Source organism: Pedobacter sp. BMA, assembly GCF_001027745.1.
In the GTDB taxonomy this organism is placed as follows: Bacteria; Bacteroidota; Bacteroidia; order Sphingobacteriales; family Sphingobacteriaceae; genus Pedobacter.
The window spans coordinates 222,843-242,687 of record NZ_LECU01000005.1 but is presented as its reverse complement, the minus strand read 5'-3'; the positions used below and the strand labels follow the sequence as shown (position 1 = coordinate 242,687).

Sequence of the window (19,845 nt, the reverse complement as noted above, 5' to 3'; positions counted from 1 at the left end):
TTCTTTAAACAAAATTTTGAAATGGGACGTAATAGATTAAATTTGCAATACTAACTGAGTATTTTTTATGAGCGATAATCTTAATCCGGAACCAGATCAACAGGAAAACAGGATTGACAATGACCATAATAAATTTAACGAACCTTATCATCCTAAATCAAAGCATAAGTTTGAGGGCTGGCCGATTTTATGGATACTGATCGTGATTTTTCTGATCGCAGCGGTGATCTGGTATACGGGTTCGGCAGGAAATTTACTAAGGTGGATAGACCGTTAAAGCGGTACCAGGTGGCTTTAAGCGATGGCTGAATGATTATTTGAAAGGTGAGAGGTTAATCCAGATACTATAAGATTAGAACTTTTCGTCATCACTTGGAATCTGCTCCGCAGAGAAGTAGCAATAAAGCATTAGTGAAAATGATACTACGTAAAAAGCTGCGGTAACTAATAGGAATGTGCTCATAAATTTAATTTTTTTGGTTGTTTGTTTGGTTAATTGGGATTGCGCTAGTGTAGGTTTGGTTAGTAAGTTTTCTTTATCTGGTTTCTTATCATAAATATAATATTTCGTTAACGTTTTAATAACCTTAAGTTATAGCTATTTTTTAATCATAACGAAACTTTGTGAAATTAATTATTAACATTTCGAAAACGAATTGTGGATAACTCGTTCCCTTACTTTCGGTCGTTCTATTGCGGAAATAGACTATTGGTGATTGAAAAAAAAATATTTATATTTAACATAACCAACTTACTAAATTAACTTTATTATGAAAATTGTAACTATTGTAGTCCGCGTACTACTTGGCGCGTTGTTTCTATGGGGCGGAATTGCCTTTTTTTTCCATATAGGCCCCAAGGAAATGCCTAAAATGTCAGCTGATCAAACCACTTTTATGTCTGGTTTAAGTGTATCTTACTTATTTACTTTTGTAAAAGCAACCGAGCTTTTAGCCGGCTTGCTGCTGCTGATCAACAGAACGGCTGCTTTAGGGGCAATTGTTGCCTTTCCTATTACATTGAATATATTCTTATATAATGTGATTTTAGCACCAGAACAAATGGTAATGGGAATAGTGATTCTGCTATTTAACCTTTATCTGTTCTACGCTTACCGTGAAAAATATTTACCGATGGTATCAAAGTAATTTTTTCTTTCTTAAAACTTTCTAATACTTTTTGCCTTTATTTAGAGTTTCGATATAAAAGTCAAATTGCTATATTTAAAAACTAACTAGAAAATAAAAAATTATGAGAAAGCTTCCATTTTTAATGCTACTTTTCGTAGCGGTGTCTTTTACGGCAATGGCACAAAATAAAGACGCCATCGTTGGTAAGTGGTTAAATCCTACCGGAGAAGGACAAATTGAAATTTATAAAAAAGGGGATAAGTATTTTGGTAAACTGGCCTGGATGAAAGAACCTAATTTGAATGGTAAGCCGAAACTGGATGCTAAAAACCCTGAGGCAAGTTTACAAAAGAGACCTTTGCTCAATTTAGAAATTCTTAAGAATTTCGTATTTGAAGATGGTAAATGGACAGATGGGACGATATATGACCCGAAAAGTGGAAAAAACTATAGTTGCAATATGACCTTGAAGGGTGCCGATGTTTTAAATGTGAGAGGCTATGTAGGGATTTCACTATTAGGACGCTCGGAAACATTCAGGCGGGTTAAATAAGTTAATATGAAAAAAGTAATTTGGTGCCTTTTAATGGCACCTTTTTTTTGCGCTGCGCAATCGTATTCATTCAAGCCACTGAATGAAAATACAAAAACAAGTTTGCGCGGATTGTCAGTCGTCTCTGATCAGGTATCATGGGTAAGCGGAAGCAATGGTTCAATTGGTAAAACCCTGGATGGTGGAAAAACATGGGAATGGTTGAAACCCAAGGGTTACGAAAAACTTGATTTTCGCGACATTGAAGCTTTCGACAATCAAAACGCAATAGTTGTGAATGCGGGATCGCCTGCCTATATTCTTAAAACAACAGATGGGGGAGCTAGCTGGACAACACATTATAAAAATCTCGATTCTGCCATATTTCTGGATGGTTTTAGTTTTTGGGATAAAAATAAAGGGATTGCCTTTGGTGATCCAATCCTGGATCAGCTACAACTGCTTGGCACATCGGATGGGGGAGCTAGCTGGCAGGATATATCTTCGAACCTTAAAACTGCTATGAACAAAGGGGAGGCAGCCTTTGCCGCCAGTGGAACCACTATTAAAGTGCTGCCTGGGGGCAAAGTATGGATTTCAACAGGAGGGACGGTCTCTAATATTTATTTTTCTGCTAACTATGGCAAAACCTGGGCGGTTTATAAATGTCCGATATGGCAGGGAGAGAGTACTACAGGTCCGTTTTCGATCGACTTTTTCAACGATAAAAAAGGCGTTGTGGTTGGCGGAAACTATGTAAAGGATAAGGAAAATCCAAATAACATCCTGCTAACGGCAGATGGAGGGAAAACCTGGCAGAAACCACTAACCCCGGTAGCCGGATTCAGATCTGCGGTAACCTATATTAATGCCAATACTCTTGTGGCAACAGGCACTTCCGGAACAGACATGTCAACAGATGGCGGTCAAACCTGGAAACACATCTCCGATAAAAGTTTTAATGCGGTGCAGAAGGCGAAGAAAGGTAAACAGATCATTTTGGCTGGTGAAAAAGGTTCGGTGTATCAGCTGGTTATCAATTAAAAAAAATAAGCCTGTAACAGTATTGACGCTTCTGTTTCTAAATATTGAAATAAAGCTTCAGGATTCAAATAATTTTGTTTCTTTGCTCAGCTAAATGATTAATAATATAAAAGGATACGCTCAATATGGATTTTTTACATACCGTTCTTGGTGATGACATACAGGCTGGTTTACTGATTATTCTAAACCTTGTTGTAATTGAAAGTTTGCTCTCGGTAGACAATGCTGCGGTATTGGCAACTATGGTGATGGATTTACCAAAAAGCCAGCGCGATAAAGCATTGAAATATGGTATCATCGGTGCATACGTTTTCAGGGGTATCTGTTTGTTCCTTGCTGCATGGCTGGTTAAAATCTGGTGGTTAAAACCGTTAGGTGGTTTGTACCTCCTTTATCTTGCCTTCGATTATTTCAGAAAAAAGAATAGTGGTAAAAGCGAGGAAGAAGAAGACCTGGATAAAAGCAAAAGCTGGATATACAAATCGACAGTTGGCCTGGTGGGGACATTCTGGGCTACTGTAGCCCTTGTAGAAGTGATGGACTTAGCCTTTTCTATCGATAATGTGTTTGCTGCGGTAGCTTTCACTGATAATATTTACCTGATTTATATAGGCGTATTTATCGGAATCCTGGCGATGCGCTTTGTGGCACAGGCATTTGTCAAGCTGATGGAGAAGTTTACTTTTTTGGAAACTGTTGCTTTCATCGTGATTGGTGTATTGGGAATCAAGCTTACTGCGTCTGTATTTACCCATTTTAACCCTGAATCAGAAATTTCTCATGTACTTGAAAGCGAAAAGACCGATCTCTTCGTTTCGATTTTTACCGTTGGTATTTTTATTATTCCTGTGGTAACTTCTCTGCTGTTCAATTTTCCAAAAAAACATATTACTGATGCCCATGTTGCTGAACAGGCAGAAGACGTACTCGATAAATCTTAAAGATTAGCTTACCTTTCGAAAAACTTACAATCTATATTTCTATAAATGAATCATTTTGGCAATATTAGAATTTTAAACAGATAAGGAATAAGTGCAATGGCTTTTTACAAACATTACTCATTTGATCTCTGGCTAACATTGATCAAATCCAATCCAACTTTCAAACTTGAACGTTCGAGGTATTTCTTTGAAAAGTTTAACAGCAAAAATAAAACTATTGAAGAAGTCAGCTCAATTGTCCGTCGGGTAGATTTAATGGTAAATGCCATGAACGAAAAAACGGGCAAGAATGTTGATGCTGACGAAATGCACCTGATTGTGATTAGCATGATTAATGATTACAACTTTTCCTTTTCAGAGATTAATCTTGAACAAATTTACGCAGATATAGAAGCTTTGTTTTTTGAATTTATGCCACTGGTATATTGCGAAAACTGTTTGCCCGTTTTAGCAAAAATTCAGGATTCACGAAGCAGTACGGTTAACATCTTAAGCAATACGGGCTTCATCAGGGGGCATACGCTTCGTCAGGTGATTCAGCAGCTGGGCATTGCACCATTTATCGATTTCCAGCTATATTCAGATGAGGTAAGGATGTCGAAACCCAGCGCCGGCTTTTTTCAGCTGATGCTGAATGGTATCTGCAGGAAAACGCATCCTGATCTGCAACTCTCAGACGTGATGCACGTGGGCGATAACCCGGTTGCAGATGTATTGGGAGCAAAAAACATCGGCATCAATAGCATGCTCATTAATTCAAACAAGCAATCTATCTTAACGCTACTTTCATGATTCCATATACCTTTTCCTTACATAAAATAGAAAACACCGCTGATTTTGGCTTTGATCCGGATGATTACAGCAGGTTTAAATTTGGCGATGATCTGGTAGCCAGAACTTTTGGGAGAAACCTTGCCGACGCTTTTATCAGGTATTATCTAACCGATAACCTGATCAGTGGTCAGATTGTTGTGATATCCAGCCCTTACAGTTTTATACCAACAGCCACATTTGCCATGAAAAACTATTTCGTTTCTCAGTTGAACCGCTGGCTTGTAGAAAACGGAGCACAATCCGTTCAGGAAGCTAAGGTGCACCGGACAATTACCTATAAGGAAGACTATGGCGAATTAAGTGCTGAGCAACGCTTAAGCCTGATTGGTAATGATTCATTCCATATTGATAAGGATTTTTTAAGCGGCAAAACATTATTGTTTCTCGACGATATCAGAATTACTGGAAGCCATGAAAAAATGATTTTAAAAATGGCAAATGAATATAATCTGACTAATGAAATACACATGCTTTATTTTGCAGAGCTGATCAATAAGAATATTCATCCGAACGTCGAAAATTTCCTAAATTATCACCAGATTAAGTCAATATTCGATCTGGAGGAAATCATTGACAGTGGTCACTTCTGTTTCAACACGAGGATTGTAAAATACATTTTGAATACACAGGAAAATAGTTTTAAAATCTTTCTGGAACGCCGTAGCAGTGATTTTATTAATCAGCTTTATGATTTGTCGCTGGGAAACAACTACCACACCATTGAGGCTTATGCCAATAATTTACATTCAATAAAAGACTACATTAAAAACAATAACTATAAATTAATTTAGATATGGCTATTAACTTACAGAAGGGGCAAAGAGAAAATATCGAGGCACCTAAATTCACCATAGGCCTTGGCTGGGATACAAACAATTCAACTACAGGAAGTGCATTTGATCTAGATGCTTCGGTTTTCATCTTAAACGATCAGAAAAAGCTGGTTTCAGACGAGAATTTTGTTTTTTACAACAACCTGGTTTCTCCTGACGGAGCGGTGGAACATACCGGCGATAACTTAACGGGCGATGGTGATGGTGATGATGAACAAATTAAAATCGACTTAACCAAAATTGATGGTCGTGTAAACGAAGTATGTGTGGTGGTAACCATTCATGAAGCTGACGTAAGAAGGCAAAATTTTGGACAGGTGAGAAATTCGTTTATCCGTATTTTTGATTCAGTTACTGGCCAAGTAATTTTAAAATACGAATTGGAAGAAGACTTTTCAATTGAAACTGCTGTTGAATTTGGACGGATTTACAAACGTGAGGGCAAATGGAAGTTTGAAGCAGTAGGATCGGGTATGAAAGGTGGTTTACAGGATTATTTAAATAAATATCAATAAGTTATGGCAATCAATCTCGAAAAAGGACAGCGTATCAGTCTTGAAAAAAATAATGGTAGTAAGCTGCAAAATGTTTGTGTAGGCATTAACTGGGGCGCTATTGAAAAGAAAGGTTTATTTGGCTTCGGTTCATCCAAAGAAGCAGTAGATTTAGATGCAAGTTGTGCACTTTACAATGAGAACAAACAGCTGTCAGAAGTGATTTACTTTGGTAACCTCAAATCAAAAAACGGATCAGTAAAACACAGTGGTGATGATTTAACAGGTGATATGGGGGGAGATGATGGTCTAGATAACGAAATCATCACTATAGATCTTAGTCAGCTGGATGCGAGCGTAAGCTATGTTGCATTTGTTTTAAACAGCTTCAGGGGGCAAGATTTTGGAACCATTCCTTTTGCTTCTATCCGCATTTATGAAGGGACTACGAAACGTGTAAATGAAGTTTTTGCTAAATATGATATTGCCAATGGAGCTGCCTTCAAAGGATCAGTTTCAATGGTACTTGGTGTTTTCTACAAAAAAAATGGTGAGTGGAAATTCAATGCCATCGGAGAACCAACCAAAGACCGTAAATTGGAAGAAACTGTAAAAACAGTAACCCAAAACTATTTGTAGCCCGCAAACCTATTCACTATGGAAACGAACCCAAATGCAACACCATCTTTAACACCGGTAGTACTGGATAAAGATGGGAATGTAAATGTTGAACATATTAGTCCTGAAAATACCGCGAAGTACAGGGAGATCGCTAAATCCCTCGAGCCATCTGACGTGAACTCGATCCTGAATTATGGAAGTGAAGCTCAGAATTCGATGGAGAAGTACAGTAACGATTTCCTTGCTTCTGTAAGAACTTACAACAGTGGCGAAGTGGGTGGTTTAATCAACGAACTACTTACTGAGCTTAACTATATTGATGTAAACGAGTTAGAGCAGAGTGGTTTCAAGAGTTTCATTTCGAAGATTCCTTTTCTGAAAGGTTTGGTTGTAGACGTGAAAAAGCTCTTTCAGAAATACGATGTGGTGGTTAATAATATCGATAAAATCACCAATAAAATTAAGGCAGGGAGGTTGAATTCGATTAAAGACAATACAGCTTTACAAACGATGTTCGACAGCAATGTGAGCTACATTCATCAAATGGAAGAGCTGATCATTTCCGGACAGCTGAAATACAACGAGCTTCAGGTTAAGCTTGCTGAAATGGAAGGAAGGCCAGCAGATTATCAGGATTACGAAATTGCCGATCTGAGGGATTTTACGAGCAGGCTGGATAAGCGGCTGGCTGATATGAAAATAGTACGGTTTATTATGCTGCAATCACTGGCTCAAATCAGAGTAGTGCAAAATAATAATACTTCGATAGCAGAAAAGGCGCAGTCGATTATTTCGACCACAATACCCGTATGGAAAAATCAGCTCACCATTGCGGTGGCCCTTCAACGCCAGAAAGCCAACGTGGAGATGCAGAAGAAAATTTCTGATACTACCAACACAATCTTACAAAAGAATGCAGAAATGCTGAAACAAAACAGCATTGATGTAGCTAAAGAAAATGAGAAAACGGTAGTATCTTTGGATACCTTGAAGCAAACCACCTCTTCATTGATAGAAACGCTGAACGAGGTTAAAAAGATCCATGAAGCGGGAGAACAAAGCCGCAGGGTACTTGACGGTGAGCTTAAAACACTTGAAAGCGAGCTGAAAAAGAATGTGACCCGGGTGGGTAATTAAATATGGACGAATATCGCTTAAATATTTTAAAGAAATCAAACACAGAGATCAGCAGGTTGCAACTGCTCTCTGTGTTTTTTGATGAAGAGATTATCTATAAAATTTATTTAAGAACACAGGTTATTCACCAGCTTTTTAACAATAATGAAGATCTCGAAATTGAAAAACTGGATCTTTTTCACCTCCAGTTTACCGATAGCGTAACGGCGTTGCTCAAAAAAATTAAAAAGAGCAATGAAAAAAATGTGTCTCTTATTTATGATGAAATCCACTTAAATGAGGAACTGATTGCTAAAATGGGTACATCCTTTAATGACCAGAAAAGCTTCAATCTTGAAAAACAGCAGCAGTCGTTAAAAATCAATCAATCTCTGAGGCGGCTCTATCAGGTCCTTTCTGATTTAAGCAGTGATTTTCCATTTTCACGCAATATCAATGCCTTCAGCGCTAAATACGCTAGCGACTTTTATTTCGACCTCACTACAGACCAGTTTTCCCGCCTGATCGACTATAGCATTAAACAAGTTTACAACAGTAGTTATGCCATTATTGAAAAAAAGCTGATGGGGAAACTTTGTAAGCACGATTTCAGGACAGCTTTTCATCTGGGCTTAAAATCAGGTGAACTGGTGATAGAAGTTTATAGGTTTCTGGATGAGGATAATTATTATTTGTTTTTTCCGGCCCGTAATCTTTTTCTGTTCTGCGATTTGAGTGTAATTGAGGGAATAGATGTTTCCACTAATTTATCAGAACGCGAGCGTATTGTTCAGGAGCTGCAGTTCAAAAATGATAAGCTGAAGAGTAGTGCAGCAATCCTTAAAACTGCTATTCCAAATGAAATCACACATTTACTGGAAAACAGTTACCAGAAAATTTCTGATGTTAATTTCCTCAATCACCTGAGCAATTTCGATGTTCAGTCAAACATTTTAAAAGAGATGCTCAAAACAGATCTCTTTTAAAACATCATCAACGCCTATCTGGTCAAAATAGCCAGTTCTTTTTTAAATAGTTCAATTGTTCTTCCCCAGGCCAGTTTTGCAGCCGCTTCATTATACCTTGTTGGTGATGTGTTATTATTAAAGGCATGGTTAACACCATCATAGATATAAATTTTATAATCGATATTGTTTTCTTTTAATGCCTTTTCGTAGGCGGGGATTCCAGCATTAATTCTTTCGTCCAAACCTCCATAATGGCACATGATACTGGCTTTAATTTTAGGAACATCAGCTACATTTGGTTGTGCACCGTAATACGCTACTGCGGCTTGAAGTTTAGGATCATTTACTGCCAGTTTATTAGCCATGCCACCTCCCCAGCAAAATCCTACACATCCCACTTTTCCATTGCCATCTTTTCTGGTTCTCAGGTATTCAAGCCCTTTTAAATAGTTCTGCAGATTTTTATCCGGATCTAGTTTACCAATTAGTTCACGGCCTTTGTCCTCATCGGCAGGTGTACCGCCCAGAGGCGAAAGGGCATCAACACCCAAAGCCAGAAATCCTTCTGCAGCGACTCTTTTCGTGACGTCAATGATGTGCGGGTTAAGTCCTCTGTTTTCATGAATAACCAAAACGGTACCCAGGCTTTTTTTGCCTTTAGGTTTCGCAAGTACTGCTTTTATCTCTCCATCTACACCCGAATAGCTAACGTTGCTAACTTCAATTTTATCATTCACATAGCTGGCTGCGGCATAATTATTCTCTAATAGCGGGAGAATAGTCATCGCTAAAGCCGTACTACCGGCAAGCGTAGCCAGTTTTTTCATAAAATCTTTTCTACCCATCTGGCTGTGGGTATACTCGTCGTACAGATTAATTATTTTCTGATCCATGAGGCAGGTTTTTTAGACAATATAGCCAAACTTGACGTATTTCAGTGATAAAGAGATGTAATTTGGATTAGCTATTCACTTAAAGCTGTTTTGATGGCCGTTTTAAGGTCGGGTATAGTCAATCTCGAACTACCGGCAACAGCATATCTAATCATCTGACTCTTATCGCTGACAATATAGGCAGGGAATTCGGTGATTTCATAGGCATCTGCGATGGTTTTTCCCGATCCGATAATTTCGGCATTGGGTATTGGATTGTTTGCAAGCTTTTTGTTTACCAATGCGATATCATCAGTAGTGATGATGGCAAACGACAGGTTTTTAGGGTTATCAAGTTCTTTTACGAATGCAGAAAGCTGGGTAAGGGATTCATCGCAGCTTTTGCATCCGGCATACCAGTAAATCTGAACAAGAACCTGATTGGTTGATCTGGCGGCTTTGAAATGGGGGATAAGCACTGACACATCAAGCTTTTTACCTGTAGATATATGCTCATTTTGAATGCTGGTATTATCCCTTATAAAATGGTTAAGCTTTTCGTATGCTTCGGAAGATAGTTTTTTAAGTGATATTCTTCTGGGGTTAGTGATTTCGTCAGCAGGTTTAGCTACGTACTGGCCGCTGATCAGTAGTTTATTAAACTGCGTATAACTCAGCGCTACCCCATTATCGTCAAAATATAATTGATTGGTATCAGTTCTCTGAGCTACTGTTGGCTTTAGCTTAATGATGTCGTCAGGAACATTTCTGACAGCCGTATAACTTTGCGCATTTAAACTGATGAAGCCGAAAATTAAGCCCAGGGCGAAAAAGTATTTCATTTATATTTGGTTTGAAACTGCAATTTAATATTAAATTTAAAATAACCGAAAAGTTAAGCAGCTTTTGAGGGTTAAAGCATTGATTTTGTTACTTTAACATCGGGGGACCAACTCGGGGATAAGGTTCTATTTTAGTTTCTATAAGTTCGTGGTGTGCAATTCATTCTTCTTTTAAAGAAAAGGTTGAAATTGGCAGGATATTCAAAACCCAGACAATAGGCAATTTGAGAGATGTTCCAATCTGTATTTTTGAGTAAAGCAACTGCCTCTGCGGTAATCCGCCCGGTAATGTGTTCGGACGTTGTTTTGCCGGTTACTTCTTTTACTACATGGTTCAGGTGATTTACATGTACTGATAAACGAGAGGCAAAATCCTGCGCGGTTTTTAGCTCCAGCGAGTGTTCTGTCGACCCAATAGGAAATTGTCGCTCTAAAAGCTCGATAAACAGGGAGGTGATGCGAACAGAAGCGTTGTTTTGTTTCAGGACCATTCCTGTGGGCTGAACCTTTAATGCCTCATGTACAATCAACTGCACGTAGTTGCGGAGCAGGTCGTATTTATGGATATAATCACCATCCATTTCATCCATCATTCTGGCAAAAATGCGTTTAATGTAGTCCTCTTGTTCCTGATCAATGCAAATCACCGGGCAATTGTTCAGCCTCAGCAGGAGAGAATCTTTCAGGCTTTCATTTTTACTATGAATAAAATTATCGGTAAAGAGGCAGAAGTAGCCATTAGGCTGAGGGGAAGTGCTTTCCCAGGAATAGGGGATATTGGGATTGGTAAACAATAATGCCCGCTCTTTGATTTCGATTGTGGCATCGGCATAATTTAAAATGCCATTCCCGATAATGAGTGAAATCTTGTAGAAATCCCGGCGGCTAAATTCAGAAGGAAGATTGGAGCAAACGATCGCCCTGTTGAACACATTAAAGTGTCCGATATCATTGATCATTCCCAGGCTGGGCATGGGAATTTCAGGTAGGCGGATTTTTAGGTTATTGTAAAAATCAACAAGTGTCTCCTTCTTTGCAATTGAATTTATCATGGTGTTATTCCTGAACGTAAAGTTAGGGATTCACAATCGTTCCATCGTGCATTTCTTCATTCGGTTCTGCAACAAGTTTTTCACCTTCTTTCAGGTCGCCAAAAATCTCTATTTTATCTTCCGTTTCCCTGCCTGTTTTAACAGCAACCTTTACTGTCTTGTTATTACTTACTTTAAGCACATAAAATCCTTCGCTGGTATCCAGCAAGGCTTTTTTCGGGATAATGAAAGTACTGGCGTTAGCGGGTAAAGGTATATTCACTTCTGCAACCATGCCCGGCAGGAGTGTTTTATTTTGGTTTGGAACATCCATTTCTATGCGTTCAGCCCTTAAACGCAAGTCTAACGCTCCTGAAAGTCTTTTTACCTTCGCTTTGAATTGTTGATTCGGTAGAGATTTAACGGTAAAGTTAATCTCGTCACCGGCAGTCAGATAGCCTGTATAAATTTCGGGTATGGACACTGCAAGACGCAGGTTTTTCTGATCCTGAAGCGTAAAGATAGGTAAATCAGAACCTTTACCTGTAGGCCCGACATAGGCACCAAGATTCACATTTCTTGCTGAAATCACACCGGTAAAAGGTGCTCTAATGGTGAGATAGTCTTGTATTGCACCAATCTCTTTGAAGGCCGCTTTTGCGGCATCCAGCTGGGCGAGGTCTGCATTTTTCCTGGCAAGTGCCTGGTCTAAATCATTTGTTGAAATGGTACCCGGGGTTTTGCTGGTTTCATACAAACGGTTATAATTCGCTTTGCTAGCCGTATAAACCGCCTCCTGCGCTTTTAATCGTGATTGTGCTGCAGCCGCTTGAGAAACCATTTCCGGTGCTTCCAGTGTCATTAGCAATTGTCCCTTGCTTACTTCTGAACCAATATCCACTTTAAGTGTTTTTACAAAGCTGCTTACCTTTGCATATAGATCTACCTGCTGCAAAGCAATCAGTTCACCGGGGAGGCTGAGAGCAGTAGACAATTTATCTTTTTTAAGATCAAAGGTGGCAATTGCTGGTTCTTTTTCTTTTTTAGCCTCTTGTTTTTCTGAATGATTACAGCCGTAGATTGCGCTTAAAATGATTAAGGCAGTAATGGTAATGGATGATGAGAATGTGTTATTTTTCATTTGTTTGTGCTGTTATTCGTTTTCTGCTAAACCTTTAATATAGTGTAAACTTTCCGGATCTTCAGGATCCAACGACAATGAATTGGTATCCTGTTTGCCCTGTACCCAAGCAAATACAAGCGGGAGTACAATTAATACCGCGAATGTTGATGCCAGCAAACCTCCGATTACGGCGCGGCCCAGCGGAGATACTGCACCACCGCCTTCGCCATGGCCAATGGCCATCGGCAGCATACCTGCAATCATGGCGATGCTGGTCATGATAATTGGACGTAAACGCAAAGCCGCTGCCTCTCTTGCTGATTCGAGTGCGTTTCCATTATGCTTTCTAAGCTGTTCGGCATTGGTGATGAGTAGAACAGCGTTGGCAATGGATACACCTACCGACATGATGATCCCCATATACGACTGAAGGTTGAGGGTTGAACCTGTTAGCGTTAGTAATAATAATGAGCCCAGGATTACTGCCGGAACGGTAGCCAGGATGACTAATGGAACTTTAAATGACTGGAAGTTTGCAGCGAGCATGAGGAAGATCACCACAATGGCTACCAGTAAACCCGATTGCAGACTATCCAATGTTTCGGTTAATACTTTACTTAAGCCTACAGCTGAAACATTTAGACCCCTGGGCAATTCACCTAAATTTTTAATCGCTTTATCCACATCTACCGAAGCCTTGCCCAGATCTTTGTGGTATAGGTTGGCGGTAACAGATAGAAAAGGCAAAGCCCCCACATTATCGTTTTCACCGTACGTAGTATCGGGAGTAATTTTCGCCACATCGCTCAACACCGGCCTTGCCGTGTTTCTTAACAAGGGGATTTCACCAATATCATCTTTACTTGTCATCTGGTTTAGTGGTACCTGTACTTGTACACTATAAGGTAGTGCAGCTTTTTCATCCAGCCATATATTTTTATCTGTATAGCGGGATGAAGAGGTAGATGCAATCAGCGACCTGGAGATGTCAGCCATATCCACGCCAATCTGTGCTGCCCGGGTTCTGTCGATGTCGATATTCAGTGATGGGTATTTAATCGGCTGTGCAATCTGAACATCACGCATGTAAGAGATTTCTTTCAACTCTTTCAATACCTTGTCGGCGTACTTTTCGTTGAGCTTTTTATTTTTTCCCGAGATGCGGATTTCAACAGGCGTCGGGGAGCCCTGACTTAATACTTTATCTGTCAGCTCTATCGGTTCAAATGAAAGCTGAAGATCAGGTGATGCCTTTTTGATACGTGCACGAAATTCATCCTTGAAATCGTCCATATCTTCTTCAAAATCCTTTAAACTCACTTGAAAAACAGCTTCATGCGGTCCGGCCATAAACTGATAGATGGGATTCACTGAATATTGAGCAGGATGCTGACCAACATAAACAGATGATATGCCAACGTGTTCAGCGCCTACCATTTTTTTAAGCTCCGCTAATACAATATTTGCTTTCTCTTCTGTACGCTCCAGACGTGTGCCATCGGCAGCTTTGATCCGGAGCTGGAACTGGCTTGAGTTTACTCTGGGTAGTACGTCGCGACCGATATTCATCAGCAGCAGTGCGGCAAGGCTAACGATGGCGATCAGGTATATGATTACTACCGGCTTCCGGTACGGCATAATCCTGTCGATAAAGCGCATGAATCTGTTTCTGAACTTATCAAAGAAACTGATCTTTCCGTCATCGTTAAAATCTTCACGCTCTACCAATACTTTCTTCTGATTTAAAGTGTCTTTTTCTGATTCGAGGGGAATTCCGGTAGCTTTGAAATCTGCTTCGTCCTGAGTCATCCCCGGGTGATGTTCAGCACCTTTTTTAGGATGGGCAACCATCAGCCAGTTTGCCATAATGGGGACAAAAGTCTGCGACAGTAAAAAGGATACGACCATGGAGAAGCCTATGGCCAGTGCCAGTGGTAAAAATAGTGCGCCGGGTATGCCTGTCATGGTAAATGCAGGGGCAAAAACGGCTAGAATACAAAGGAGGATCAAAAGCTTTGGAAATGCAATTTCCTTACAGGCATCCCATATGGCCAATGCCTTGGGTTTTCCCATGTCGAAATGCTGGTGGATATTCTCAATGGTAACCGTTGATTCGTCTACCAGAATACCAATGGCCAGAGCCAGACCACTAAGCGTCATGATGTTAATGGTTTGCCCAAAAAGCTTAAGGAATAAAACGCCGGCAATAATGGAGGTTGGAATAGTTAAAATTACAATTAATGCGGCCCGTTTATCACCCAAAAAGAGCAATACCATCAGGCCGGTGAGAATTGCTCCGATTGCACCCTCACTCACCAGACTCTTGACAGCATTAATTACATACACTGACTGGTCGAATTCGTAGGATAATTTTACGTCTTCGGGCAGGGAGTTTTGAATATTCGGTAAGTTTTTCTTCAGGTTCTTTACTACATCCCAGGTGGAAGCATCACCAGATTTTGCAATGCTCAGGTATACCGAACGTTTGCCATTGATCAGTGCATAGCCTGCAACCAGATCTGCACCGTCTTTGATGGTGGCGACATCTTTCAGCTGTAAATTTTGGACGCCACCTTTAAAGAGTGGAATAGTTTCAAAATCTTTAACTTTTTTGATGGTATAGTTTGTTGGGGTCAGGTAGTTTTTATCGCCAATTCTAACATTTCCTGATGGGGCCGTCTGGTTATTCAGTCTGATGGCTTCTACCACCTGATCTACCGTAAGGTTGTGTGAACGCAGCAGCGAAGGATTAACATTTATTTCAATTGTACGCGGACTTCCACCAAAAGGGGCGGGGGACAACAAACCCGGAATTGCGGAGAAGCCCGGACGGATATAGGTGTTTGCCATATCCTGCAATTCATTGTTGGTTCGCGTGGCACTGCTCAATACCAGCTGCCCAACAGGCAAAGATGAGGCATCAAAACGGATGACGAAAGGGGGCTGTGATCCCGGCGGGAATATCGCCTGGGCTCTGTTAGAAAGGGCACTAAGCTCTGCCGCCGCCTGCGCCATATTGGTTCCCTCATAGTAGGTGAGTTTCATCAGCATTAAACCCTGCGTATTTTTAGTTTCAATGCTTTTGATGCCATTTGCAAAAAGAAGGATGTTCACATATTGCTTTCCGAAATAAGCTTCCATTTGCGATGGAGTGTAACCGCCAAATGGGTGGGCAATATAGATTACAGGCAAATTCATCTGTGGTAAAATATCAACCTTGATCTGGTTGATTGCACCTATCCCGAAGAAAAATAATCCCGCCACCAAAACGAGTATGGAAATGGGCTTGCGTAGTGCGAAACGTATTAAATTCATTGATATAGCCTGTTAAAATTCGTTAATAAATACTTCATAGTTGCCAATTGCAGCCGATTTTAGCAGCAGCGCCTGCCAAACGTTCGTGTAGGCGATATCGCGGTCGGTTTCTGCCCTGTTCAAAGCAAATAATGTCTGGGTAAGGTCTACAAGGTTGGTTAGCCCGTTCTTGTATAGGGTACTTTTTTGCAGGTAGGCATCGGATGCAGCTTTTACCTGTATAGGTGCCTCACGATAATTTTGAAGGGCGTTATTTAGCTTGGTTTCTGCCAAGAGTAGCTGAGCTTTCAATTGCTGATCAACCAGATTATATTCTTCTTTTAATCCCTGACTGGTATATTCCTGTGCCCTTACCTGCGGGTGGTTCTTGAGCAGGCTGCTGATATTCCAGGTCATTCCTATTCCAATCAAATAGTTTCCACGGGTTGGATTAATTCCGTCGGCGTAGCTTGTGCTGAATGCCGCTTGATCAAGGGCATAACCAGAACTAAAGCCTGAGCCTCTGCCTTGTAGCACACCAAAGAGTGAAAAACTAGGGTAATAAAGTTTTTTAAGGTAATTCACCTGCTGCTGACTTACGTCGAACCTGTTCTGGTAGAATTTTAAAAGCGGGTGTCCGGATTTTCCGGTGGTATCAGTGAGCAGGTTTGTTGGTATGCGGGTAATGGAACTGGTATCGAGCTGATAAGAAACCGCACTTGATCCCATTAACACGCTCAGTCTGTTGGCTTGTTCCTGTTCCAAATCTCTGGCCTTTGTCAACGATATTTTTGCTGCTGATACTTCTGCATTCGCGAAAGAAGAATCCACACCTGGATTCAATCCGTTTTTAGCCCGGACTGTAGCTGTGTTTTTGAAGGTAACGGCCCGAGAAAGGTTTTTTTCCTGCGAGCGTGTAATGCGTTGTGCGGCAAGGAGGTTGAGGTAGGCTGCGGAAACCCTTATTTCCTGCTGAAATTTTTCCTGTTCCAGGTCTTGCTGATCTCTTCGGTAAGCTGCATTGGCCACCTGGATGCGCTCCCTCGTTCTGCCAAAAGTAAAGAAGTCCCAGTTAATGTTGGCTAGATATAACGCACCAAAGGCAGCATTCCAGTTCTGTTTATCAAGGGCTGGTCCGGAGGCAGCCGTACCGAGACCTCCTAACCCGTATTGAGGGCCGTTCTGACCATTGATTGTGCCGTAATCCTGCTGCGCACTCAGGTTAAGATTAGGCAGGTATTCTCTTTTTGTTTGCTGTATGGTTGCTTTGGATGCATTGGCATAGCTTTCTTTTGCTCTTATCGTGCCGTAATTCTTTAACGCGGTATTTACAGCTTCTTTTAACGATAAGGTTTGAGCGCCGCAGTAGCTTGATGAGAAAAGAATTAATGATAGTAGTGGATAAAATAAGAATCTACGTGACATAGTGTATAATTTACACGGCAAATGTAATTTTTCACAGCAATATCAAAGTATGTAGTTCAAATCAAAACTTATTTAAATCAAATAATATTCGAATTGTTACTTAATGATGATTTCAAGACAACAAAGATGGTTATAATGGCAAACTGAACATAAAGATACTTCCTTTACCTTCTATGCTTTCAACCCATATCTTACCGCCATGACGCTGAACAATTTCAGCACTCAGGTATAGGCCAATACCAAAGCCAGATATCGTTTGGTTGCTGCCAACTCTATAATAGCGCTGAAATAACTTTTTCGCATCATCGCCGCTGATTCCGATACCTTGATCAGCGACGCTCACCGTTACTTCATTCCCGGTAATGTTACAGCTGACATGAACAGCTGTGCCTGCTGCTGAGTATTTTATTGCATTACTTAACAGATTGGAAATAACGTTGCCGATTTTATCCCGGTCGGCATTAATGGTAATGTTTTCTTTTACTGATAATGTAATGGTGTGCGAATATTGAATCAGGTCGCTTTCTTCAACCATTTCAGCAAGGAGTTTGTTCAGGTTGAATTCACCTTTCTGAATGACAAGCTGTGCAGATTCTAACCTCGAAACATTCAGAAATCCATTGATCATGGTGGTCATTTTTCTGATCTGATTTAGTGTTTTATCCAGGGCGAGCAAAAAGTAATCGTTACTTTCCTTTTTTGCTTTGCTTTGCAGAACCTGTACAAAGCCGTTTATAGCCGTTAAAGGCGTTTTTAGTTCATGGCTCACCATTCCAATGAAATCATTTTTACGTTGCTCATCTCTTTTGAGATCAGTAATATCAATGCATGAACAAATGTAGCCTTCAAATGATCCGTCTTCATTAAACCGCGGAGGGCCTTTGGCCAAGAGCCAGCGATAATCACCCTCTTTATTTAAAATTCTGAACTCTCCGGTAAAAGGAATCTGTTTTTCAAAAGCGGAAAGGTAAACTCCCCAAAACAGGTCTTTATCTTCCGGATGAATGAGCTTAGTCCATTGCGTGCCTAAAAGCTTGTTCATTTCAATCCCGGTAAGATCTATCCAAGCCTGGTTAAAGTACACTGCGTCTCCAGTTTCATCACCTACAGAAATCAGCACATCGGTACCTTCAGCCATCGTTCTGAATCGTCTCTCACTTTCCTCAATTTCATTCCGGTGTTCCACCTCCTGAGTAATGTCGATGATGACACCAATAAACCTTCCGGATTTGGCTTCTGTAGCGCTAATACTCTTGCCAACTACCCGGATCCATCTGATCTGGTTGCCAGACTTGGGAACAATAGGGTATTGAACATCATAAGGTAGTCCATTAAGAATTGCATCTTTCCTCGCCTGTTCGATCACAGGAAGGTATTCGGGCACAACCGTTGCTGTGATTTCGTTCCAATAGACATCTCCATCAGGTTCAAGCCCATAAAATTCTCTGGCTCTTGCAGAAATATTAAACTTTCTGCTGGATAAATCTACACTGTAGGTTCCTAAATTACCGGATTCCAAAGCCAGTCGCAGACTTTCTTCAGCGTTGCTTAGTGCTTCGTTATTTTTGAAAAGGTTTTCCTGCGACTCCTGCAATTCCTCGTTTGTTGCTGCCAGCTCTTCGTTTGTAGCAGCCAGTTCTTCATTGGAAGCTGCGAGTTCTTCTCCGATTACCTGAAGGTCGAAGCGGTTGGTTTCCAGTAGTTTTCTGTTTTCTACGATTTCCGTAATATCTATTACTGTTGCCAGAATATATTCCGCTTTTCCCGCATCATCGAAAATTGGATCGTATGAAAAATTAACATAGATCAGTTTGCGGCTACCATCGGTATATGATATGTCTACAGGTACCTCCGGCATAGCAATTTTCTTGCCTGTCTTAAAAACTTCCGCCAGCAAAGCGGGAAATTGCTGCTCGTGAAGTTCGGGAAATACGTCGGTTATTTTTCTTCCAACGGTTTGCTCACGACTTCTTTGCCAGATGTGCAGCATGTGAGGATTAGGATGTTCAATAATTAAATCATCTCCGCGCAACAAAGTCATGGCAACAGGAGTGGTTTGAATAATATTCTCCAGGAGATGCCGATTGGATTCCAGGTCTTTCGTGCGTAAGGCTATCCGTTCTTCAAGTTCAATATTGAGGAATTCCAGGTCTCCCTGCGATTGACTTAATGCCTCATTTGCATTCAATAGTTCTTCCACACTTGCCTGTAACTCTTCATTTGAAGCGGCAAGCTCTTCATGTGTTTCGGCCAGGGCCATATTTAAATCTTCTTCACGTTTTAAAGAAGAATTCAGTTTTCGTTCACTTAAAATCTGTTCAGTAAGATTACGGTTGTTTGTAATTAACAGGTCAACCTCTCCGGAAGCACCCAGCACCGGAATAATTTCAATCTGCCACCAGCTGTCCTCTTTTTGAGATCCCTCTTCTGTTGGGATCTGGTATTGTAAAACAGGAAGTTTGAGGTTTTTTTTATCTCTTGTAACAGTTAATAAACCCTCTGAGAGCAGCATTTTTCCTACAGGAGAATCGTTATCGGGATAAGCTTCCCACAACGAAAGTCCTGTTAAATTTCTGCCATGGTTATGGGTACTATCATCATAAGCCTGATTATATGCCAAAATAGTAAAATCCGGCGCATTGGCTTTCAATACAACTCTGGGTATCTCAGTTTCAAAAATAGCCTTAAACAAGGGAGAATTTAAATCGTTCATTAATTGGGGGGATGCTTACAAAACTTTAACGA

General features: G+C 40.5%; 18 protein-coding genes. 11 read left to right on the top strand and 7 right to left on the bottom strand.

All coding sequences use genetic code 11. The features are described 5' to 3' along the window. The first annotated feature begins 67 nt into the window (after positions 1–67). The 11 genes from AB669_RS10515 to AB669_RS10465 all read left to right on the top strand — a co-directional run bounded on the left by AB669_RS10515 (position 68) and on the right by AB669_RS10465 (position 8,531). Positions 68–277 (top strand): hypothetical protein, encoded by a 210-nt coding sequence (locus AB669_RS10515; RefSeq protein WP_047799264.1) that lies wholly within the window; start codon positions 68–70, stop codon positions 275–277. Positions 278–770: 493 nt separating this feature from the next. Continuing rightward, positions 771–1,148: a DoxX family membrane protein gene (locus AB669_RS10510; RefSeq protein WP_047799263.1), complete on the top strand. Its 378-nt coding sequence runs from the start codon at positions 771–773 to the stop codon at positions 1,146–1,148. 103 nt (positions 1,149–1,251) lie between these two features. Then, complete coding sequence (locus AB669_RS10505; RefSeq protein WP_047799262.1) at positions 1,252–1,683, top strand: DUF2147 domain-containing protein; 432 nt, start codon at positions 1,252–1,254, stop codon at positions 1,681–1,683. A 6-nt stretch (positions 1,684–1,689) separates the two neighbouring features. Next, positions 1,690–2,706: a YCF48-related protein gene (locus AB669_RS10500; RefSeq protein ID WP_047799261.1), complete on the top strand. Its 1,017-nt coding sequence runs from the start codon at positions 1,690–1,692 to the stop codon at positions 2,704–2,706. A 125-nt stretch (positions 2,707–2,831) separates the two neighbouring features. After that, on the top strand, positions 2,832–3,647 hold the full coding sequence (locus AB669_RS10495; protein ID WP_047799260.1) for a DUF475 domain-containing protein: 816 nt from the start codon (positions 2,832–2,834) through the stop codon (positions 3,645–3,647). A gap of 96 nt (positions 3,648–3,743) precedes the next feature. After that, the gene (locus AB669_RS10490; RefSeq protein WP_047799259.1) at positions 3,744–4,439 is read left to right on the top strand and encodes an HAD family hydrolase; all 696 of its coding nucleotides are present in this window, start codon (positions 3,744–3,746) and stop codon (positions 4,437–4,439) included. Next, complete coding sequence (locus AB669_RS10485) at positions 4,436–5,272, top strand: phosphoribosyltransferase family protein (RefSeq protein ID WP_047799258.1); 837 nt, start codon at positions 4,436–4,438, stop codon at positions 5,270–5,272. The genes AB669_RS10490 and AB669_RS10485 overlap by 4 nt, the downstream gene beginning before the upstream one ends. 2 nt (positions 5,273–5,274) lie before the next feature. Further along, on the top strand, positions 5,275–5,829 hold the full coding sequence (locus AB669_RS10480; RefSeq protein WP_047799257.1) for a TerD family protein: 555 nt from the start codon (positions 5,275–5,277) through the stop codon (positions 5,827–5,829). A 3-nt stretch (positions 5,830–5,832) separates the two neighbouring features. Then, positions 5,833–6,447, top strand: coding sequence for a TerD family protein (locus tag AB669_RS10475; protein WP_047799256.1), 615 nt, complete (start codon positions 5,833–5,835; stop codon positions 6,445–6,447). A gap of 18 nt (positions 6,448–6,465) precedes the next feature. After that, the gene (locus AB669_RS10470; protein WP_047799255.1) at positions 6,466–7,566 is read left to right on the top strand and encodes a toxic anion resistance protein; all 1,101 of its coding nucleotides are present in this window, start codon (positions 6,466–6,468) and stop codon (positions 7,564–7,566) included. A 2-nt stretch (positions 7,567–7,568) separates the two neighbouring features. Next, on the top strand, positions 7,569–8,531 hold the full coding sequence (locus tag AB669_RS10465; protein WP_047799254.1) for a hypothetical protein: 963 nt from the start codon (positions 7,569–7,571) through the stop codon (positions 8,529–8,531). A gap of 14 nt (positions 8,532–8,545) precedes the next feature. Here the strand turns inward: AB669_RS10465 and AB669_RS10460 are convergent, their stop codons facing one another. From AB669_RS10460 to AB669_RS21535, 7 genes are all read right to left on the bottom strand, one after another. Further along, positions 8,546–9,406, bottom strand: coding sequence for a dienelactone hydrolase family protein (locus AB669_RS10460; protein WP_047799253.1), 861 nt, complete (start codon positions 9,404–9,406; stop codon positions 8,546–8,548). A gap of 71 nt (positions 9,407–9,477) precedes the next feature. Further along, on the bottom strand, positions 9,478–10,227 hold the full coding sequence (locus AB669_RS10455; RefSeq protein ID WP_047799252.1) for a redoxin domain-containing protein: 750 nt from the start codon (positions 10,225–10,227) through the stop codon (positions 9,478–9,480). A 131-nt stretch (positions 10,228–10,358) separates the two neighbouring features. Continuing rightward, positions 10,359–11,279 carry an AraC family transcriptional regulator gene (locus AB669_RS10450; protein ID WP_047799251.1) on the bottom strand — a complete coding sequence of 307 codons (921 nt, stop codon included), beginning with the start codon at positions 11,277–11,279 and terminating at the stop codon, positions 10,359–10,361. Positions 11,280–11,301: 22 nt separating this feature from the next. Further along, complete coding sequence (locus AB669_RS10445; protein WP_047799250.1) at positions 11,302–12,399, bottom strand: efflux RND transporter periplasmic adaptor subunit; 1,098 nt, start codon at positions 12,397–12,399, stop codon at positions 11,302–11,304. A gap of 12 nt (positions 12,400–12,411) precedes the next feature. Then, entirely contained in the window at positions 12,412–15,696 is a 3,285-nt protein-coding gene (locus AB669_RS10440; RefSeq protein WP_047799249.1) for an efflux RND transporter permease subunit, read from the bottom strand. Between the two features lie 12 nt (positions 15,697–15,708). Further along, positions 15,709–17,100 carry a TolC family protein gene (locus AB669_RS10435; protein WP_047799248.1) on the bottom strand — a complete coding sequence of 464 codons (1,392 nt, stop codon included), beginning with the start codon at positions 17,098–17,100 and terminating at the stop codon, positions 15,709–15,711. Positions 17,101–17,230: 130 nt separating this feature from the next. Further along, complete coding sequence (locus AB669_RS21535) at positions 17,231–19,813, bottom strand: PAS domain S-box protein (protein WP_053058367.1); 2,583 nt, start codon at positions 19,811–19,813, stop codon at positions 17,231–17,233. Positions 19,814–19,845: the final 32 nt, after the last annotated feature.